The sequence below is a fragment of the Blastococcus sp. SYSU D00669 genome (assembly GCF_054050715.1).
Map to the genome: position 1 here is coordinate 48,578 of NZ_JBJGZV010000024.1, position 19,151 is coordinate 67,728.

Annotated in this window: 20 protein-coding genes; 9 read left to right on the top strand and 11 right to left on the bottom strand. The window is 76.2% G+C overall.

The window, feature by feature from the left end; genetic code table 11:
• Positions 1-11: 11 nt before the first annotated feature.
• From ACI8AF_RS17310 to ACI8AF_RS17335, 6 genes are all read left to right on the top strand, one after another.
• Positions 12-863 carry a vWA domain-containing protein gene (locus tag ACI8AF_RS17310; protein WP_456540975.1) on the top strand — a complete coding sequence of 284 codons (852 nt, stop codon included), beginning with the start codon at positions 12-14 and terminating at the stop codon, positions 861-863.
• Between the two features lie 87 nt (positions 864-950).
• On the top strand, positions 951-1,358 hold the full coding sequence (locus ACI8AF_RS17315; RefSeq protein WP_456540976.1) for a VOC family protein: 408 nt from the start codon (positions 951-953) through the stop codon (positions 1,356-1,358).
• 39 nt (positions 1,359-1,397) lie between these two features.
• Entirely contained in the window at positions 1,398-2,522 is a 1,125-nt protein-coding gene (locus ACI8AF_RS17320; RefSeq protein WP_456540977.1) for a 5-methyltetrahydropteroyltriglutamate--homocysteine S-methyltransferase, read from the top strand.
• Positions 2,523-2,602: 80 nt separating this feature from the next.
• Positions 2,603-3,748 (top strand): cytochrome D1 domain-containing protein, encoded by a 1,146-nt coding sequence (locus tag ACI8AF_RS17325; RefSeq protein ID WP_456540978.1) that lies wholly within the window; start codon positions 2,603-2,605, stop codon positions 3,746-3,748.
• A 70-nt stretch (positions 3,749-3,818) separates the two neighbouring features.
• Positions 3,819-4,130 (top strand): hypothetical protein, encoded by a 312-nt coding sequence (locus tag ACI8AF_RS17330; protein WP_456540979.1) that lies wholly within the window; start codon positions 3,819-3,821, stop codon positions 4,128-4,130.
• Positions 4,131-4,185: 55 nt separating this feature from the next.
• Positions 4,186-4,956: a hypothetical protein gene (locus ACI8AF_RS17335; RefSeq protein ID WP_456540980.1), complete on the top strand. Its 771-nt coding sequence runs from the start codon at positions 4,186-4,188 to the stop codon at positions 4,954-4,956.
• A 193-nt stretch (positions 4,957-5,149) separates the two neighbouring features.
• Here the strand turns inward: ACI8AF_RS17335 and ACI8AF_RS17340 are convergent, their stop codons facing one another.
• The 3 genes from ACI8AF_RS17340 to ACI8AF_RS17350 all read right to left on the bottom strand — a co-directional run bounded on the left by ACI8AF_RS17340 (position 5,150) and on the right by ACI8AF_RS17350 (position 6,319).
• On the bottom strand, positions 5,150-5,368 hold the full coding sequence (locus ACI8AF_RS17340) for a hypothetical protein (RefSeq protein WP_456540981.1): 219 nt from the start codon (positions 5,366-5,368) through the stop codon (positions 5,150-5,152).
• Between the two features lie 381 nt (positions 5,369-5,749).
• On the bottom strand, positions 5,750-6,121 hold the full coding sequence (locus tag ACI8AF_RS17345) for a hypothetical protein (RefSeq protein WP_456540982.1): 372 nt from the start codon (positions 6,119-6,121) through the stop codon (positions 5,750-5,752).
• A 30-nt stretch (positions 6,122-6,151) separates the two neighbouring features.
• Entirely contained in the window at positions 6,152-6,319 is a 168-nt protein-coding gene (locus ACI8AF_RS17350; protein WP_456540983.1) for a hypothetical protein, read from the bottom strand.
• A 145-nt stretch (positions 6,320-6,464) separates the two neighbouring features.
• Between ACI8AF_RS17350 and ACI8AF_RS17355 the strand changes: the two genes are divergently transcribed.
• On the top strand, positions 6,465-8,852 hold the full coding sequence (locus ACI8AF_RS17355; RefSeq protein ID WP_456540984.1) for an ATP-binding protein: 2,388 nt from the start codon (positions 6,465-6,467) through the stop codon (positions 8,850-8,852).
• A 1-nt stretch (position 8,853) separates the two neighbouring features.
• Here ACI8AF_RS17355 and ACI8AF_RS17360 read toward each other — a convergent pair whose 3' ends face one another.
• Together ACI8AF_RS17360 and ACI8AF_RS17365 are read right to left on the bottom strand one after the other, a co-directional pair.
• Positions 8,854-10,107 carry a hypothetical protein gene (locus tag ACI8AF_RS17360; RefSeq protein ID WP_456540985.1) on the bottom strand — a complete coding sequence of 418 codons (1,254 nt, stop codon included), beginning with the start codon at positions 10,105-10,107 and terminating at the stop codon, positions 8,854-8,856.
• A 233-nt stretch (positions 10,108-10,340) separates the two neighbouring features.
• Positions 10,341-10,838 (bottom strand): hypothetical protein, encoded by a 498-nt coding sequence (locus ACI8AF_RS17365; RefSeq protein ID WP_456540986.1) that lies wholly within the window; start codon positions 10,836-10,838, stop codon positions 10,341-10,343.
• Positions 10,839-11,161: 323 nt separating this feature from the next.
• On the opposite strand from ACI8AF_RS17365, the gene ACI8AF_RS17370 reads away from it, so the two are divergent.
• Positions 11,162-11,635, top strand: a complete 474-nt coding sequence (locus ACI8AF_RS17370) for a hypothetical protein (protein ID WP_456540987.1) — start codon at positions 11,162-11,164, stop codon at positions 11,633-11,635.
• A gap of 22 nt (positions 11,636-11,657) precedes the next feature.
• On the opposite strand, the gene ACI8AF_RS17375 is transcribed toward ACI8AF_RS17370, so the two are convergent.
• The 4 genes from ACI8AF_RS17375 to ACI8AF_RS17390 form a co-directional block, all read right to left on the bottom strand.
• Entirely contained in the window at positions 11,658-12,887 is a 1,230-nt protein-coding gene (locus tag ACI8AF_RS17375; protein ID WP_456540988.1) for a PhzF family phenazine biosynthesis isomerase, read from the bottom strand.
• Positions 12,887-13,513 carry an FMN-dependent NADH-azoreductase gene (locus ACI8AF_RS17380; protein WP_456540989.1) on the bottom strand — a complete coding sequence of 209 codons (627 nt, stop codon included), beginning with the start codon at positions 13,511-13,513 and terminating at the stop codon, positions 12,887-12,889. Before ACI8AF_RS17380 ends, ACI8AF_RS17375 begins: the two co-directional genes overlap by 1 nt.
• 87 nt (positions 13,514-13,600) lie before the next feature.
• Positions 13,601-14,299, bottom strand: a complete 699-nt coding sequence (locus tag ACI8AF_RS17385) for an MBL fold metallo-hydrolase (protein ID WP_456540990.1) — start codon at positions 14,297-14,299, stop codon at positions 13,601-13,603.
• Positions 14,296-14,766 carry a TIGR03618 family F420-dependent PPOX class oxidoreductase gene (locus tag ACI8AF_RS17390; protein WP_456540991.1) on the bottom strand — a complete coding sequence of 157 codons (471 nt, stop codon included), beginning with the start codon at positions 14,764-14,766 and terminating at the stop codon, positions 14,296-14,298. The genes ACI8AF_RS17385 and ACI8AF_RS17390 overlap by 4 nt, the downstream gene beginning before the upstream one ends.
• Before the next feature lie 55 nt (positions 14,767-14,821).
• Here ACI8AF_RS17390 and ACI8AF_RS17395 point away from each other — a divergent pair, with 55 nt between their 5' ends.
• The gene (locus ACI8AF_RS17395) at positions 14,822-17,773 is read left to right on the top strand and encodes a BTAD domain-containing putative transcriptional regulator (protein ID WP_456540992.1); all 2,952 of its coding nucleotides are present in this window, start codon (positions 14,822-14,824) and stop codon (positions 17,771-17,773) included.
• Here the strand turns inward: ACI8AF_RS17395 and ACI8AF_RS17400 are convergent.
• Both ACI8AF_RS17400 and ACI8AF_RS17405 read right to left on the bottom strand, forming a co-directional pair.
• Positions 17,707-18,432, bottom strand: coding sequence for a hypothetical protein (locus ACI8AF_RS17400; RefSeq protein WP_456540993.1), 726 nt, complete (start codon positions 18,430-18,432; stop codon positions 17,707-17,709). The genes ACI8AF_RS17395 and ACI8AF_RS17400 overlap by 67 nt on opposite strands.
• 94 nt (positions 18,433-18,526) lie before the next feature.
• On the bottom strand, positions 18,527-19,129 hold the full coding sequence (locus ACI8AF_RS17405; protein WP_456540994.1) for a M15 family metallopeptidase: 603 nt from the start codon (positions 19,127-19,129) through the stop codon (positions 18,527-18,529).
• Positions 19,130-19,151: the final 22 nt, after the last annotated feature.

Consider the following 19,151-nt stretch of genomic DNA (forward strand, 5'->3'; position numbering starts at 1 on the left):
AGGGTGGGCTCGTGCTCTCCGCCCGGGACGCCGGGCGCCGCGGCTCAGGCGCCCGGCGGCGGGGGAGCGGCGCGCCGGGGACCACGGAGGAGCCCGCGGAGATCATCGCGCTGGCCGACCTCGACCTGACGACGGCCGACGAGCGGGTGGCCCGTCAGCGTGCGCGGGAGATCGCCGCCCGGCTCGCCGTGCCGCGTCCGCGCCGCGACACGCATGCCCGGCGGGGCATCGGCGAGCTGGAGAGCGTTCCCTACCGGGCGGTCGCCGACGACATCGACCTCGACCGCACCCTCGACGTGCTGGCCGGCAACCCGGTGCCGGAGGACGACGACATCATCGTGCGCGAACGAGAGCGCACCCGCCGGTCGGTCGTCCTCGTCGTGGACGTCTCCGGGTCGATGAAGGGTGAGCGGGTGCGGACGGCGGCGGCCACCGTCGGCGCACTCGCCGGTGAGCTGCACCGCGACCAGCTGGCCGTCGTGGCGTTCTGGTCCGACGCCGCCGTCCTGGTGCGGCTCGGGGAGCCGGTCTCCCCGGCGCGGGTGCTCGACCTGCTCCTGCGGGTGCCGGCCCGCGGCCTCACGAACGTCGCCTTCGCCCTGCAGGTCGCCGGCCGGCAGCTGGCCGGCGTGCCCCCGCGGGACGCCCGCGTGCTCCTGCTGTCGGACTGCGTGCACAACGCCGGTCCCGATCCGCGGCTGACCGCCGCCCGGCTGCCCCGGCTCGACGTCCTGCTGGACACGTCCGGCGAGGACGACGTCGACCTCGGCCGTGACCTGGCCCGGCTGGGCCGCGGCCGGCTGCGGCTCGTCCGCGACCACCGGGACGTGGCACGAGCGCTGACCTCAGTCTTCGCCCACTGAGGGGCGCTCGACGCGTCGGGCGCGACCGATGAGTGCGGCCGCGCCCTCCCGTCCTGTAGGCAGGGACCCACCCGCGGAGGAGGAGCGATGGACTGGAAGCTGGAAGTGCTGGTCGTGCCGGTGAGCGACGTCGACCGGGCCAAGGAGTTCTACGGCGGGAAGCTCGGGTTCGCCGTCGACACGGACTTCGCGCCGAACGAGCACTTCCGGGTGGTGCAGGTGACGCCCCCGGGCTCGGCGTGCTCGATCGTGTTCGGTACGGGCATCCCGCAGAGCGCCGCGGGCTCGATGAAGGGGAACCAGTTCGTCGTCGGTGACATCACCGCCGCTGCCGAGCAGCTGGACGCGGCCGGGGTGGCGCACAGCGGCGTCGTCCACTTCGAGGACGGCCAGCAGAAGCCCGGCCGCGACCCGCAGGACGCCGACTTCAACTCCTTCCTCTTCTTCGACGACCCCGACGGCAACACCTGGGCGGTGCAGCAGGGCAAGCGCTGACCGGTCGCGCGGAACGGCGGGGTCGGCCAAGCTCGGGCCATGACCGACCGATCCGGCCCCCCGTTCCGCGCCGACCACGTCGGCAGCCTGCTGCGCCCGCAGGGCCTGCTCGAGGCCCGGGCGCGGCACGCCGCGGGGGAGATCGACGACGCCGAGCTGCGCGGGATCGAGGACGAGGCGATCACCGACGTCGTCCGCATGCAGCGCGACGTCGGCCTGCAGACGGCGACCGACGGCGAGTTCCGCCGCGCCTCGTGGCACATGGACTTCATCTACCGGATCGACGGGATCACCAAGGTCACCGACCAGAACATCGTCGTCCACTTCAAGAACGCCGACGGCACGATCGACTTCACCCCGGCCGGGCTGCACGTCGACGGCCCGCTGGCGATCCCCGAGCCGATCTTCGCCGAGGACTTCGCCTACCTGCAGAGCGTGGTCTCGCCGGAGCAGACGGCGAAGCTGACCATCCCCTCGCCGTCGATGGTCCACTACCGCGGCGGCGCCGCGGCGATCGACCCGGCGGTCTACCCCGACGAGGACTCGTTCTGGGAGGCGCTGTCGGCGGCCTACGCCGCGCAGGTCCGGGGCATCGCCGCGCAGGGCTGCACCTACCTGCAGTTCGACGACACCAGCCTGGCCTACCTCAACGACCCGGCGCAGCGCGCGGAGATCGCCGCCCAGGGCCGCGACGCCGAGCACCTGCACGAGCGCTACATCCGGCAGATCAACGCCGCGCTGGCCGGCCGGCCCGAGGGGCTGACGGTCACCACGCACATGTGCCGGGGCAACTTCCGCTCCTCGTGGGTCGCCGAGGGCGGCTACGACTTCGTCGCCGAGGCGCTGTTCGGCGGGCTGGAGGTCGACGGGTTCTTCCTCGAGTACGACGACGCCCGCTCCGGGGGGTTCGAGCCGCTGCGGTTCGTGCCGCCGGGCAAGCGCGTCGTGCTGGGCCTGGTGACGACGAAGCGGCCCGTGCTGGAGAGCAAGGACCACCTCAAGCGGCGGATCGACGAGGCGGCGAAGTACGTCCCGCTCGACCAGCTCGCGCTCTCGGGTCAGTGCGGCTTCTCCTCGACGGTAGAGGGCAACGCGCTCACCCGCGACGAGCAGATCGCCAAGCTCGCGCTCATCGTCGAGACCGCCGAGGAGGTTTGGGGCTGATCTGTTCCGATAGGTAGTGCTTTCCGGCGCGCGGAGGAGCACTCTTCCCCGGGGGGACCTTGCTCAGCCCGGGGGACGTCATGCTCCACCAGCACGGCCGGCACCGACGCCGGCCCAGGCACATCGGTCTCGTGCTGCTCGTCGTCGCCCTCGTGGCGCTGGTGGCGACCGGCGTCGCGGTGGGACTGGCCCGGGGCGGGGACCCGGCCCCGGCCGCGAACCCGACCGCCGCCTCCGCCTCCGCCCACCGGCACGGTGCGGACGACGACGGACGCCGACCGGCCAGGACCACCAGCGCCCCACCCCCGGAGGCCAGCGTCGCCACACCGGTGGTCGCCGCATCACTCCCGCTCGGGGGCGCACCGCACCACGTCCAGGTCGCCCCCGACGGCTCCTACGCGTACGTCGCCGATCCCGCGGCGAGCCGCCTCGTCCGCATCGACAACGTCACCGGGCAGGTCACCGCGATCATCCCCGTACCGGACGCACCCCCTGAGCTGGTCTCGTTCTCGCGGGACGGGGAGCGCGCCTACGTCAGCGCCTACACCGAGGACTTCGTCACCAACGTCGTCGTGGTCGTGGACACCGCGACCAACCTGGTGGTCGGCCGCGTCCCGGTCGGCCGCGGGCCGTACGCGGTCGCCGAGGGCCCGGACGGCCGGGTCTACGTGCCGCTGTACGACGACGACCACCTCGAGGTCGTCGACCCGGACGCGATGGCGGTGGTCGCGCGTGTCCCCATGGCGCCGAGCCCGCACTGGATCGCGTTCAGCGCCGACGGGCGCACCGGCTACGTGACCAACCACTTCTCCGACCTGGTCTCCGTGCTCGACCTGGCGACCCAGCAGGTCACCGCGACGATCCCGGTCGGGGACGGTCCCCACGCCATCGCGATGTCGCCCGACGGCACGCGCGCAGCGCTCGTCAACTACATCAGCGGCGACGTCACGATCCTGGACCCGGCCACGAACACCGTGGTCGCGACGGTGCCCACCGTCGGGGTCGAGCCGCAGGACATCGTGTTCGCGCCCGACGGCCGCCACCTCTACACGGCCAACTCCGGCGACGGCACCGTGTCCGCCATCGACGTGACCGCCGGCACGGTGACGGCGCGGGTGCCGACGGGGACCACCCCGACCGGGCTCGCGGTCCTGCCCAGCGGCAACTCGGCCCTCGTCACCGACTTCGGCGAGGGCACGCTCACCGTGCTGCGGACGTCCGCGTGACGGGTTCCGCTCAACCGCGGGCGGCGCGCGCCGAAAACCCAGGGGACACCGACCAGACCTGGAGTCCCCCATGTACGTCGACGTTCCCGTCCCGGAGCAACTGCGCACCGCCATCGCCCTCCTCGGCAGCGCGGCATCCGACCTCGGCTGGGGCAACGGCGAGGTCATCCGGGTGCGCTCCGGCGGTCTGCAGATCGGCGACGAGCCGGCGCTGGTCGACGCGGCGACGGTCTACATGGCCGCGCGCGGGCTGGTCGCGGCGCTCGTCGACGACCTGGTGGCGGCCAGCGGCCGGGACATGGACGACGTCGTCGCGCCGTGGCTGCTCTTCCTCGAGCTGCGGTCCGCGCTGGCCGGGGTCGAGGAGGACGACGCCGCCTGAGCACGCCGGTGCGCCGACCTGCCGCGCGCGCGAGCGGAGCGGTTACGGTCCGCTGGTGACCAGCAAGCGGACCGCGCTGCCCGCCGTCGTCCTCGCGGCGGGGCTGCTCACCGGGTGCGGCCAGTCCGAGTGGATCGACCAGGTGGGCGGCGGGGCGCCGCCGACCGACGCCGCCGGCCTCGCCGAGCACCTGCGCGAGGGCGCGGCGGACATCGAGTCGGCGCACATCGAGCTGGAGGTCTCGGCGGCCGGCACGGAGATCACCGGCAGCGGCGACCAGCTGCTCGAGGACGGGCGCACCGAGGCGTTCGACCTCACCCAGACCGTGCCCGGCGTCGGGGACATCCGCGTCGTCCAGGTCGACGAGCAGACCTACGTGCAGCTGCCCGAGGGCATCAACCCCTCCGACCGGCCGTGGCTGCTGGTCAGCGCCGACAGCAGCGACCCGCTGATCCGCGAGCTGGCCGCGTCGCTGGAGTCGACGCGGTCGAGCAGCGACCTCGCGCAGTACACCGCGTTCGCCGAGTCCTCGACCGTCGAGGTGGTCGGCGAGGAGGAGGTGGCCGGCGCGCCGGCGACGCACTACCGGCTCACCGTCGACGTCCTCCGGCTGCCCAACGACACCCCCGGGCGGGCGGACCTGCTCAGCTCCGGCCTGACGCGGCTGCCGGTGGACCTGTGGGCGGACGACGAGGGCCGGCCGGTGCGGGTGCTCCAGGAGTTCACCGTGCAGGGCCAGGACGTCCGCACCCTCGTCGAGCTGGGCGACTTCGACGAGCCGGTCGAGATCAGCGCACCGCCGGCCGACGAGGTCGCCACCGAGTAGCGCGCCGGTGCCGGTCGGCGACCGTTCGGGTGAACTTCGCCGGAGCGTTCCCCCAGGTCTGGCCCGTGGACCGGTGGGGTCGCTCTACTCGGCCCGTGACTTCCCCGCACGAGCCGCCCGAGCGCACCCAGCCGCCGGTTCCCCGTCCCTGGACGACCCGGCGCCGGGTCGTCGTCGTGCGCGAGGTCCGCTCCTAGGCCGTGCGGAACCGGCCCACCGGCACGTCGTCCTCGCAGGCCTCGAGCCCCGTCGCGGTCTCGACGACGTAGCTCACGGCGGCGCGCCAGCCGGAGCCGTCGTCGTACATCCGCCAGCCGCGCTGCACGCCGGGCCACCACCGGCCGTCGACCAGGACCTCGACCTGCCGCTGCGGGTCCACGAGGCGCTCGACCAGGTAGGGGGACGCGGTCACGTCTGCGCAGCGTAGGACGTGTCGGCGGTCACCGTACCGGGGAGTGGTCGGCCGGCTGCGTGTGGACCGGACACGCGGTGCGGCCGTCCGCCCGTCCCCGGCACCCGGCGTGGCGCGGCCGGCGTCCGGGGGCCGCTGCGCACGATCGGTCCGCCAGCCGGGCGCCAGGCTGCCTCCCGTGACGGACCGAGACGATCGGACGGTGCTCCATGCGACACCCGCTCCCCACCCGTGCCCAGCCGGAACCGCGTCTGCGGCCGCTGACGAGGGACCTGCCCACCCCGCGCCGGGTGCCGCGGGACGGTTCGCGCGCCGAGCAGTACAGCCGCTGAACCGGACGGGCCGTGGCTCTCGACCTCGACCTGAGGTCGAGGGCCACGGTCAGCCCACGGAGGCGACGACGCGCGCGGCGGCATCCGCCGGGATCCGCCGGCCGACGAGCACCAGCTCGCGGGACACCGGCGAGGCCGGGCGGAGGGCCCGGAGCGGCGCCCGCTGGTCGGCGGGGACCAGCTCGATCCCGCAGAGGGCGAGCGCGTCGGCGACCTGGCGGAGGGTGAGCGCGTCCGTGGTGGGTGCCGCGAGCCCGTGGATCCGCCAGCCCGGCGTCTGCGTGGCGAGCAGCTGCGCCCCGGCGGCGCCGGTGCGGAACGACCGGCGCGCACCCCGCGGGACGAACACGGCGGCACCGGGGCCGAGGTCGCGGTAGTCCTCGCACCCCGCCACGCTGAACGTCACCGTGCCGCTGAGCACGACGAACGCTTCGTCGGCCGCGTGGTGGACCTAGTCGGGCCGCCCGTCGCCCGGGGACGCGTCGACCAGGAAGGTCGAGAACGCGCCCGTGGTGAGGTTGGCCGGTACCACCTCGCGGAAGCGGTCGCCCCACGGCGTGACGGCACCGGTCGCCGGGTCGTCGGGGATGCACACCGGCTGCCTGCTCGTCGGCGTCACCGGAACTCCTTCCACTGCGGGGCGGTACGACGTCGACTCTCCGGTGCGCACCCCTCGCGCGGAACGGGCAGCACCCACACACCACCCACACACCTGCTGGTGCGGGCGCCCGCGGCCGCCCCGCCGAGCGGCCTAGCATCGGGCCGTGTCGGGAACGGGGGCGGCAGAGCCGGGAGATCCGCCCTTCGGGGAGCGGTTGCGGGCGCTGCGCGAGGCGGCCCGCATGACACAGGCCGAGCTGGCCGCCCGGGCGGAGCTGAGCGTCAACGGGATCAGCGCGCTCGAGCGCGGCGTGCGGCGGCGTCCCTACCCGCACACGGTGCGCACGCTGGCCACCGCCCTCGGCCTCTCCGACGCCGACCGGGAGTGGCTGTTCGACGGGGAGCCCGCCGCGCACGAGGCCGCCACGCCGCCGGCGCCCGCGGCACGCGGCCTGCCGACCCCGGCGACGTCCCTCGTCGGCCGCGGCGGCGACCTGACCGGGATCCTCACCCTGCTGACCGCACCGTGGCCGCGGCTGCTCACGCTCACCGGCCCCGGCGGTGTCGGCAAGACCCGGCTGGCCGTCGAGGTGGCGCGGCAGGCGGCGGCCGCCTTCCGGGACGGCGTCGCGTTCGTCCCGCTGGCCCCGGTGGCGGAGGCCGGCGCCGTCCCGGCGGCGGTGGCGCGGGCGCTGGGCGTGCGCGAGCTGCGGACGGGGGAGCCCGGCGACGGCAGCGCCGTGCCGGCGCTCATCGACGTCCTGCGCCCGCTGCAGCTGCTGCTCGTCCTCGACAACTTCGAGCACCTCACCGAGGCGGCCGGCACGGTCGCCGAGATCCTCGCGGGCTGTCCCGACGTGACCGTGCTGGTCACCAGCCGTGCCGCGCTCCGGGTGCGCGGCGAGCAGGAGCGCGTGGTGGAGCCGCTGCGGCTGCCGACTTCCACGCAGGGGCCGGCCCCGGACGAGGTGATGTCGTCGGCCGCCGGCGAGCTCTTCGTCTCCCGCGCCCGTGCGGTGGTGCCGTCCTTCGCGGTCACGTCGGCCACCGCCGGCGACGTCGCGGCCATCTGCTGGCGGCTGTCGGGCCTGCCCCTGGCCCTGGAGCTCGCGGCCGCCAACGTCAAGCTGCTGTCCCCGGCGGCCCTGCTGCAGCGGCTGGACCAGGCGCTCGCGACCGGCTGGACGCTGGACCTGCCGGCCCGCCAGCGCGGCCTGCGCACCACGCTCGACTGGAGCTTCGACCTCCTGCCGCCCGCCGCGCAGGCGCTGCTGCCCCGGCTGGCCGTGTTCGCCGGCGGCTTCGACCTCGAGGGCGCGGAGGCGGTCGCGCCGCCGTCCATGCCGCCCGCCGAGGTGCTGCCGGCCCTCGGCACCCTGGTGGACCACTCCCTCGTCGTCCCCTCGCACGGCGCCGGGGGCGAGGTCCGGTACGGCATGCTCGAGCCGATCCGGCAGTACGCCGACTCCCTGCTCCCCGCCGGGGAGCGGCCGGCGGTGACGGCCGCCCACGCGGCCCGGTACCTGCGGCTGGTCGAGGAGGCGGAGCCGGGGCTGCAGACGGCGGCCGCCGTCGAGTGGCTGGACCGGCTCGCGACCGAGGACGGCAACGTCCGGCACGCGATCGCCGAGTCGCTGCGCGCGGGGGACGGCGAGACCGCGGCCCGCATGTGCTGGGCGGTGTGGCTGGCCTGGTGGCTGCGCGGGGGCGACCGCCAGGGACGGGAGTGGGTCGAGGCCGCGCTGCGCCTCGAGTTGTCCGACGCGGTGCGCGCCCGCGCCGCGACGACGGCGGCCTGCCTCGCCTACGTCGAGAGCGACTACGCCGTCGCCGCGGCCCGGTGGGCCGAGGGGCTCGCCCTCTCGCAGCGGACCGGCGACCTCCAGATGCAGGCCAACGGCCACGGCGGCCTCGGCCTGGTGGCCATGGCGACCGGGGAGCTCGGCGAGGCCGAGGGGCACCTGCAGCGGGCGCTCGACCTCGCCGAGGAGGCCGACGCCGACTGGCTGCGCTCGCTCGGGCTCGTCTGGCTCGGCACCGTCCGCCTGGTCACCGGCGACACGGCCGCGGCGACCGCCCTGTTCGAGCGGGGGCTCGCCGCGGCCCGGCGGCGCGGGGACCGGCTGGTCACCTACGTCGCCCTCTACAACCTGGCCCAGGCCGCGACCAGCGAGGGGCGGTTCGACGCCGCCCGCGACCTGCTGCACGAGGGGGTCGTCCTGTCCGGCGAGACCGGCGACCGGGCGAACACCGCCTACTTCCTCGACGCCCTCGCCGTCCTGGAGGGGCAGGACGGCCGGTGGGAACGGGCGGCGGTGCTGCTGGGTGCCGCCGAGGCCGCGCTCGGCAGCTCGTGGGGCAGTGGCTACAACTACTACCTGCCCGACCCGGAGCTGAAGGCGCGGACGCGGGACGGCGCCCGTTCGGCGCTCGGGCCGGCGTTCGACGACGCCGTCCGGCGCGGGCGGGAGCTCCCGGCCGACCTCGTGACCGACCTGGCGCTCGCCGGGGTCCTCGACGAGGTGCCCGCCGGGGACGTGCGGCCGTCGTAGCTCACCGGGCGCCGTCCAGCAGCCCGAGCCGCTCCAGGACCCCGACCAGGTAGAGCCGGCGCGGCCGGATCAGACCCGGCACGTTGCACCACCCGGCGCCGGCGACCTGCGCCATCCGGCCCAGGGCGGAGTCGACCGCGGCCCGCGCGTCCTCCGACAGCCCGGCGTACACCGCCACGAGGTCCTCGCCGGTCAGCTCCGGGAGGCTCGGGCCGGCCGCGACCTGGACCGCCGCGGGACGGGCGGCCTCCGGCCCCGGCACGGCGGGCCGGACGACCGGGCGAGCCGCCGGGACCGACGGAACCGGTGGGGCCGGCAGCGGGGGAGGGACGGCGGCGGCACGGTCGCGCGGCGGGGTCGGACCGCCGGTGGCCAGCAGCCGGCGCAGGTAGGCACCGGGGTTCTTGATCTCGCCGAAGCGCCCGGAGATCTCGCGCAGGGCCGCGTCGAGGGCCACGGGGTCGGCGGTGCGGACGACGGACTCCGCGTCGAACACGCCCCACTGCTCGAGCAGCGCGACGACGTCGGCGACCGGCAGCCCGGCGAGGACCGACGGCGGCGTCAGCCGCGCGTCGGGTGCCGGGGGAGATGGATGGTCTTCATCCATCCCATCTCCATGACGGTGACTGCGCACCCCGCCGTCGGAGAACCTGCCACCGGTGCGACCTGCGGGTCCGTCGCCGGTGTCAGGCCGGCTGACAGCGGTCGGCGTGGTGTCAGCTTCCGTGACACCGGCTCTCCGCGAACCGGTGTCAGCTCCCGTGACACCGGTGGGCGAGCCACCGAGCGGGCGCTCACTGTGCGTGAGGGACTGCCGTCGCTCCACCGCGCGGTACAGCTCCGGGCAGAGGACGTACCGGCCGCGGCCGAACCGGTCGGCACGGCCGCCGATGCCACGGGCCTGCTGGCGGTCGAGGAACCCGGCCTGCTCCAGCTGGGTGACCATCTCGCCGGCCTTCTGGCGGCTGCAGCCGAGCTGCTCGGCGAGCTTCGAGGCGTTGGTGTCGACGACCAGGCGGGAGCCGTCGTCGCCGGCCATGCAGATCAGCGTGAACAGCGCTGAGAACAACTTGACGCCGAGGGCCCGCTGCAGCTGCAGGGCGGCCTCGGGCACCACCGTCACCTTCAGCCCACCGCCGGGCGCGATGCCGTCGGTGGTGTAGGCGGCGATGGTCTTGGTGACCTCGAAGACGAGCGCCGGCCGGGCGGTGGTCGGCGTACCGGCCCCGAGGGGCGGGGGAGGGGAAGCGGTCATGGATCGGCAGCTCTCCGGGCGCAGGACGCGGACACCGGTGTCGCGGAACCTGACACCGGTGCCGAGGGAACAGCACGACAACCCGGCGGACCGCTGCTAGCCTTGTGGCGTCCATTCCGGAGGCTTTCGCAGGCCGTCGGGCGTGTACGTGGCATCGGCTGGCAGGCCGGTGCCACGTTGCGTTTCTGGGGTCGGTCAGCGCACGGTGCGCCTCCCCGGGGCGACGGGCCCGCTCACGCGGCAGCGTCCGTGACGATTTCCGGCACGCTCAGGGCGGTCACCAGCAGCGAGGCCACCGGCACGGGGTAGCGGCGGAGGTAGTCGCCGAGGCCGCCGGCGTCGGCGAGCAGCTCCACGTCCCCGTCGCCGTCGACGACGATCAGGCCGCTCCAGCCCGGCTGCAGCCGCTTGCGCTTGAGCCGCAGCGCGTCGCTGAGCCGGCGCAGCTGCTCGCCGCGGACACCGAGGCGGTGCGCCGCCATCGCGAAGCGGGCGACGGCCAGGTCGCTGGTCGAGTAGAGGACCGGGCGGGTGTCCCCGCGGCGGCGGCGCTGCTCGGCCCCCAGCACACCGGCGCGCTCGAAGGTGTCCAGCTCGGTCGCCGTCAGCCCGAGGTCCTCCTCGACCTGCGCGCGGGTGTAGAAGCCGGGCTCCCGCGAGGTGCGGCGGGCGCGGGTGGGCGCCGCGGAGCTGGTCGGCACGTGGTCCTCCTCGAGTTGCACGCTGGTCATTTCGACGCCTGGATCCTGTCACGGCGCCGACGTCCGCCCGGCGCGACTCGCGGGGTGCATCCCGGGAGTCCTGCGCCCGCCGTCCCACTCGTCCCACTCGGGGGATCCGCCCCGCGAGTGGGACGGGTGCGCGTACGCAACTACGGGGAGGGGTACCGCGAGGAAGGCGATGCGGTTCGTTTGCGCAATCACTCCCGTCCTGCGGTGCCCGAGTTGCGCAAACGCGCCAGCATCCACATGCCCGGGCAGTGGGCGAGGCGGCAGGCGGCGATGTCACTGCGAAACAGATTGCGCAAGCGTTCGGGGACGTAAGGTTGCGCAACATGACCGGTCCGCCGTTCGACGAGCTCGAGGACGACTTCCTCACCGTCGAGCAGCTGGCCCAGCTGCGCCAGGTCACCCCGGCGGCGATCCGGGCGCAGCTGCGCGCCGGCAACCTGGCGGGGGAGCAGGTCCTCCAGGGGCAGCGGACGGTGTGGCGGATCCCGGTCGAGGTGGCCCGGCGGTACCTGGAGCGCTCGGGCAATCCGTCACCGGCGGCAACGGGTGGCCGGGGCGTCCCGCCGGACGACGCCCGCCCGCCCGCCGCGGAACCCGCGCCCGCACCCGCGCCCGTGCGGGCGGTCCCCGTCGCGCCGTCCGTCGCCGCGCCGCCCGTGACGGCGCCGTCCGGGCGGGTGGAGGCGCTCGAGGCGGAGGTGCGACGGCTGCGCCGGCAGCTGGCGGCCCTGGCCGATGCCCACCGCCGGTTGCTCGACGCGCTGACCGCGGACGGGGTCGACGACCGGACGCCGTGACGGCGCCCGGTCGTCGGTGGGGTCAGGCCGGCAGCGGGACGGCGGTCCCGGTGACGCGGATGCCGGTGGCCCCCGCGGGGACGTCGACCTCGAGGACGCCGGGGCGGCCCATGTCGGCGCCCTGGTGGACGGTGAGCGTGACCGGCGTCGGGACGTGCCCGCCCTCGCGCAGGTAGCCGCCGAGGGCGGCCGCGGCGGCGCCGGTGGCCGGGTCCTCGACCACCCCGCCGGGTGGGAAGGGGTTGCGCGCGTGGAAGGTCGTGGCGTCCTCGCGCCACACGAGGTCCACCGTGGTCCAGTCGCGGGCGGCCATCAGGGCGCCGAGCGCGTCGAAGTCGTAGTCCAGGTCCCGCAGCCGGTCCCGGCCGGTCACCGCCAGCACCGGGTGCCAGGCGCCCGCGTACGCCACGCGAGGCGGCAGCGAGGCGTCGAGCTCGTCCTCCGACCAGCGCAGCGCGGCCAGCAGGGCCCGCCGGTCGGCGTCGGCGAGCGGCGCCGTCCTCGGCGGGACGCTGGTCAGGGTGGCCCGGACGGATCCGTCGTCCGCGCGCCGGGTGACGACCTCCACCTCGCCGGCGGGTGTGTCGAACAGCAGCCGGCCGGGGCCGTGCCGCCCGGCCCACGCCACCGCCGAGGCGATGGTCGCGTGCCCGCAGAAGGGGACCTCGGCGCGGGGGCTGAAGTACCGGACGTCGAAGCGGCCGTCCCGCGGGGCGAGGAAGGCGGTCTCGGAGAAGCCGACCTCCGCCGCGGTGGCCAGCATCTCCTCCGTGGACATGCCACCGGCGTCGAGCACCACCCCCGCGGGGTTGCCACCGGCCGGGGACGTGCTGAACGCGGTGTACCGGAGGACCTCGCGGTCGGTCGTCGGCATCGCTGCTCCTCCCGCGCCGGGGGCGCCGTCCTGGTGGGACTCGATCCAGTACTCGGTGATCCGGCCGTGCCGGACGCGGTAGCCGGCCCGGCCGTGCTCGACCACGCGGCCGGTCTGCCGCCAGGTGGCCTCGACCAGCCCCGCCCGCCGCGTCAGGCCCAGCACCTCGAAGGTCCAGGGCCCGACGGCGGACAGCATCTCGCGGACGTGCTCGGCGTACTGCTCGGGGTCGCGGGTCACGACCGCGTGCGCCGTGCCGGGCCGGCCCTGGTGCGCGCGCACGCGCGGGGCCAGGTAGGTCCTCGCGCGGTGCGGGCGGTGCCCCGAGCGGACGTCGAGCAGGAAGCCGAGCACGACCTCCTCGGGCGAGCGCGCCATCAGAACTTCGCCGCCAGCCGGCGGGCCTCCTCGTGCGCCCGCTCGCGTCCGGCCGCGGCGTCGGCCGTGGCGAGGTTGGGCCGGAACTGGACCTCCTCGACGTCGAGCACGCCGGCCCAGTGCAGCCAGTCGCGCAGGTACGGCGACTGGAAGTCGGAGCCGAAGGTGGCCGGCCTCCCCACGCCGTAGACCGCGCTGGTGAGCAGCAGGACCGCCTTCTTGCCCCGCAGCAGGCCGGTGTAACCGGCGACCGGGTCGAACCCGAAGACCATGCCCGGCTGGCTGACCACGTCGATGAACTGCTTGAGGACGTACGGGATGCCGGCGTTCCACATCGGGACGCTGAACACGTAGCGGTCGTAGGCGTCGAACCGCTCGAACGTGGCGCGGGCGGCGGCCCAGGCCTCGGCCTCGGCGCCCTCGGGCTGCCCGCCGCCGAAGATCGTCATCTTGGCCCCGGCGGCGGCCGGCCCGAACTCCGGCAGCGTGCCGTCCCAGAGGTCGTAGGTGTCGACGGTGTCGAGCGGGTTCAGCTCGCGGTAGGTGGCGAGGAACGTCGCCGCGAGGGCCAGCGACTCGGAGCGGGCGCCGCGCGGGGAGGCGGAGACGTGCAGCAGGCGGGACATCGGGACTCCTGAGGATCGGCCGCGGCCCTTCGCCGCGTCTGGCCCCACCGTCGGCCGCGGTCGTGTCGCCGCTCTGTCGCCCGGCTGTCACCAGCCGCGGCGGCGCCACTCCGCCAGCGACGGGCGCTCCCGGCCGACCGTGGTGCCGGGCCCGTGCCCCGGGTGGACGCGGACCGCGTCGGGGAGGGCGAACAGCCGGCCCTCGATCGACGCCAGGATCGTGCCGAAGTCCGACAGCGGCCAGCCGGTGAGGCCGGGACCCCCGGGGAACAGCGTGTCGCCGGTGAGCAGGTCGGCGCCGAGCCGCAGGCAGACCGAGCCCGGGGTGTGGCCCGGGGTGTGCAGCACCTCGAGGTCCAGCTGCCCGATCCGCAGGTGGTCGGCGAGCGGGTGGTCGACCCGCCCGTCCCACCGCGGCACCGGCGCCGCCGCGCCGGCGGGTGGGTGCTCGAGCCCCCAGTCCCACTGCCCGTGGGTGCGCAGGTGGGCGAGCTCGTGCGCCCACACCGCGTCCTCCGCCGGGTGGGCGAGCACGGGGCACCCGTGCCGGGCGCGGACGGCGTCGGCGGCCTGCACGTGGTCCCAGTGCGCGTGGGTCAGCAGCACGGCGACGGCCCGGCGGCCGCCCAGCGCGGCGGTGATCCGCGGCTCGTCGTCCCCGGGGTCGACGACGGCGGTGTCCCCGGTGCGCGCGCAGGTCACCAGGTAGGTGTTGGTCCGCAGCGGCCCGACCACGAGCCGGGAGAGGACGACGTCGTCGTCGCGCCGCAGGACCTCGACGGTCACCGCTCGACGTGCCGGGCCTGCGGCGGGTTGGTGTACACCCGCTGCGGCCGGACCAGCACCGCGGTGCGGCGCTCGACCAGCATGACCCGGTCGTACTCGTCGAGGTCGTCGTGCGTGCCGCCGGCCGCGGCGAAGACCCGCCGGAGCAGCCGGCGGACCTCGTCCGCGCCCAGGCCGAGATCGGTGTCGTCGGGACCGGCGAGCTCGACGTCCCCCTCGACGGCGACCCACTCCCAGCCGGCGCGCAGGACCAGCGTCAGGTGGGGGCGCCGGCGCAGGTGGGCCAGCTTGCGGGTGCCGCCGCGGGCGACGAAGGCGACCACCGGCTCGCCGTCGACGGGGTGGGGGAGGACCCCGGCGTTGACGACGGAGGCCTGGACGCCGCCGTCGGCACGGGTGGTGGACACCACGGCGAGGCCGTGGTCGGCCGCGACGAGCCGTCGGACCAGCTCCAGATCAGCGTTCACGGCGGGTAGCTTCGCGCCCGTCGCTGTCATCCGTCTGTCGTCCGGGGGCCGGTCGGTGAACCTGCTGGTGCTGGGCCCGCTGGAGGTGTGGCACGAGGGCCGCCCGGTCGAGGTTCGCCGCGGGCGGCCGCGCCGGCTGCTGCTGTCGCTGCTGCTCCAGCGGGGCGACCCGGTGGCCCAGGCGACGCTGGTCGACCAGCTCTGGGGCGACGAGCCCCCGGTGAACGCCGACAACGCCCTGCACCTGCTGATCTCCTACCTGCGGCGGACGCTCACCGGCGCCGGTGTGCGGGTCGAGCGCGGCCCCGCCGGTTACCGGCTGGCGGTCGCCCGGGACGAGGTGGACCTGTTCCGCTTCGAGGAGGCGGTCCGGACGGCGACCGCCGCCGGGACGGGCCCGGCCGAGCAGGTCCGCCTCGCCGGGGAGGCGCTGGCGCTCTGGCGCGGTCCGGCGCTGAGCGAGGCGGCCGACGATGCCTTCGCGCAGGGCGAGATCGCCCGGCTCGACGAGCTGCGGGTGCAGGCGTACGAGGTGCGGGCCGTCGGTCTGCTGGCCCTGGGCCGGCACGACGAGGCGCTGCCCGACCTCGGCCCGCTGGTGCGCGAGCACCCGTTCCGCGAGCGGCTGCAGGGCCTGCACGCCCTCGCGCTCTACCGGGCCGGGCGGCAGGCCGACGCGCTGCGCGCCCTGGAGTCCACCCGGACGGCGCTGGTCGACGAGCTCGGCCTCGACCCGGGGCCGGCCCTGCAGCAGCTCGAGCAGCAGATCCTGCGCCAGGACCCCGCGCTCGACCCGGCGTCGCCCGGAGCGGTGGCCGCCGACCCCGAGCCGGTCACCGTCCTCCCGACCCCGACCCCGGCGCCGTCCGCACCGGCGGCGGTCCCCGAGCTCCCGGTGCCGCTGACCACGCTGGTCGGGCGGGAGGAGGCGATCCCCGCGGTGCGGCGGCTGCTGGGGGCGCACCGGCTGGTCACCCTGACCGGACCGGGCGGTGCGGGCAAGACCCGGCTCGCCGTGGAGGCGGTGCGCGACCGGCAGGACGTCGTCCGGTGGGCCGACCTCGCCGCCGTCGGTCCGGGACCGGGCGTCGAGGTCGCGGTGGCGGCGGCGGTCGGCACGGGGCTGTCCACGGCCGACGCGGTGGCGGAGCTGCGGGCGTGGATCGGCGGCCGTGAGGTGGTGCTCGTGCTCGACACCTGCGAGCACGTCGTCGAGGAGGTCCACCGGCTCGTCGCCGGGCTGCTGCCGGCCTGCCCCGCGCTGCGGGTGCTCGCCACGAGCCGCCGGCCGCTGGGCCTGCCCGGCGAGGTGTCGTGGCCGGTGCCGCCGCTGCCGGTCGCCGATGCGGTGCACCTGTTCGCCGACCGGGCGGCGGCCGTGCGGCCCGGCTTCGCGCTGACCGAGGCCAACGCCGACGACGTCGCGCGGGTGTGCCGGCTGCTCGACGGGCTGCCGCTCGCCGTGGAGCTCGCGGCGGGCCATGCGGCGGCGCTGAGCCCGGCGAAGATCGCCGAGGTGCTGGGCGACCGCCTGCGCCTGGTCGGGGAGGGCGACGGGGCCGCGGGCCGGCACGCCGGGCTGCGGGCGGCGGTCGAGTGGAGCTACGGGTTGCTCTCCGACGAGGAGGCCGTCTTCCTCGACCGGCTGTCGGTCTTCGCCGGCCCCTTCCTGCTGGAGGCCGCGGTCGAGGTCGCCGGCGCGGGGCTGCCGACCGACGGCCTGCGGCTGCTGCTGAGCCTGGTCCGCCAGTCGCTGGTGGCCCCGGCCGAGGACGACCACTTCCGGCTGCTCGACACGATCCGGGCCGCCGCCGGCGAGCGCCTGGCGGCCGACCCGGCCGAGTTCCTGGCCGCCCGCGACCGGCACGCCCGCTGGTACGCCGCGTTCGCCGAGGAGGCCGACCGCGGCATCCGCGGCGTCGACCAGCCCGGCTGGTTCGCCGAGCTGCGGACGGCGGCCGCCGATCTGCGCGCGGCGCTGCGCCACTGCCTGGGCGGGCCGGCGGCGCGCCCGGAGACGGGCGCGCGGCTGGTCTGCTCGCTGTCCTGGTTCTGGTCCTACGAGGGCTCCTTCGCGGAGGCCCGGCGGTGGATCGCCGAGGCGCGGGCGGCCGGCCCCCACGGCCCGCGCCTCGACGCGGGCCTGCACCTCGCCTCCGGCATGCACGCCGAGTCGGTCGGTGACCTCCGCACGGCCGAGGCGGAGTGCCGGCGGGCGGCCGCCGGCTTCGCCGCCGTCGGCGACCTGCGGGGCGAGGCCTTCAGCTCCCTGCACCTGGGGACGGCGACCTGGGCGCTCGGCCGGCTGGACGAGGCGGCCGCGGCGCAGGACCGGGCCGTCGCGCTGTTCCGGGCGGACGCCTTCGACAGCGGCACGGGCCTGGCGCTGGTCCTGCGCGCCCGGACCGCGCTCGACCGGGGCGAGACCGGCCCGGCCCGGCAGCTGCTGCTCGACGCCCGGCACGTGCTGCGCCGGGCGGGGGACCGGCACCTCGTGGCGCTCTGCCTCGACCAGCACGCCCGCACCTGCCTCGCCGCGGGCGACCCGGCCGAGGCCGGTGCGCTGGCCCGGGAGGCCCTCGCCATCTACGAGTCGGTCGGCAACCCCGAGGGCCTGGCGGCGGCCCAGCAGACCCTCGGCCAGGTCGCGCTGGCCGAGGGCGACCGGGCCGGGGCCACCGAGCTGTTCCTCCGGGCGGCCGGCGGCGCGCGCGAGCTCGGCCAGACGGCCGCCCTCGCCGAGAGCCTGGAGCTCCTCGCCCAGGCCCTCGCGCCCGACGACGCCGACGTCGCCGCGCGGCTGCTCGGGTGCGCGGAGCAGCTGCGCGACGACGTCGGCGTCCCCCGGACCGCCCTGCAGGACCGCCGGCTGGCGCGCTGGTGGCCGGTGCTGCGCGAGGCCCTCGGCGACCGCTCCGACCCGGCCCTGCGGGCGGGGCGTCAGAGCTCGGCCGACGAGCTGCTGACCGGGATCGCCGCGGGACGGGTCGCGGGCGCGGCCTGCTGACCTGCCGTGACGACCCGGGGGAGCTGCACCGCCAGCGCCGCGGTGGCCAGGGCCAGGGCGAACCCCGTGGTGGCCTGGGCCGACTGGAGGACGAAGCCGGTCAGCGCGAACAGCGGGACCAGGACGGCGTAGGCGACGCCCGGCCACCGCAGCCGGGCGTCGGTGCGCGCGATCGCCGTCCCCAGCACGACCGCCGAGACCATGAGCGAGAAGGTGGCCGTCAGGGCCGTGGCGAAGAACGCCGGGCCGTAGGCGGTGTCGGCGTTCAGCTCCGCCATGCCCGGGACGCCGGCGAGGTGGGCCCGCCCGATGCCCGGCTGGACGAACGCCGCGCTGCCGAACGTCGCGGCGAGGAAGACGTTGGACACGGTGGTGAGCACCAGCCCGGCCACGGCGGTGCGTGCGGCCCGGCCGCGGACGAGGTGGGCGGTGACCGCCACCGCGCCGAGCACCGCCAGGGCGGCGCCGAGGATGCTCGCGCCCAGGTGGCTGACCAGGAACACGTCGGTGGTGACGTAGCGCGCGTAGGCGTCGAAGTCGTCCACGGACGGCTGGTGGGTGAGCGTGCTCAGCCCCAGCAGGGCGCCGTAGGCAGGCAGGGCGAACAGGCCGAGCCGGGCGGCCCGGCCGGGGGAGGGGCGTGCAGCTGAGAAGGACATCGGGGGTCGTCTCCGGGTGCGAACGAGCGGCGGCGGGTCCGTCGCCGCCGCCGACGATCGGGCCGACCGGTGTCGCGCCCCTGTCGGGGACCTGTCACGGCTGCATCCGCGGGTCGTGGGTGGGATCGACGTACGCCGGCGGGCAACCGTGCTCGATCGCGGCCGGGCGCAGCTCGAGGTGCCACGGCTCGTTGCCGTAGATCCGGCAGAGCCCGTACCGCGCACCGTGCCGGGACAGCCACGCCGTGGCATCGGCGTGCCCGATGTCGACGGCGTCGCCCGACACGTGGGGGGACGTGTCCGACGTGGCGACCCACCGGGCGGCCTCCGCCTCGGAGCCGTGCTCGGCGACGGCCTCGCGCAGGAGCTGGTCCTGGTACTCCGGAGAGCGCCAGCCGCTGGTCACGTGCAGCTCGACGCCGTCGCGGGCGGCGTCCGTCGCCGCGGCGCGAAGGGCCCGGAGCAGCTCGGGATCCAGGTTCGCGACGGCGGGGTACTCGTCGTCGAGGACGGTCACGCCCTCGGGCAGGACCCCGTCGTCCTCGGTGACGGCACCGGCGGCGCCGAAGCGGACCTCACCGGACGACGCCGACCGGTGGACGAGGACCGCAGCGACGGCGGCCACGACCACCAGGAGGGCGGCGGCGATGGTGCCGGACCGTCGCCGGGTCGGTGTCGGGACTGCGCTCCGGGCCATGCGGCCAGTCGAGGAAGCGCGG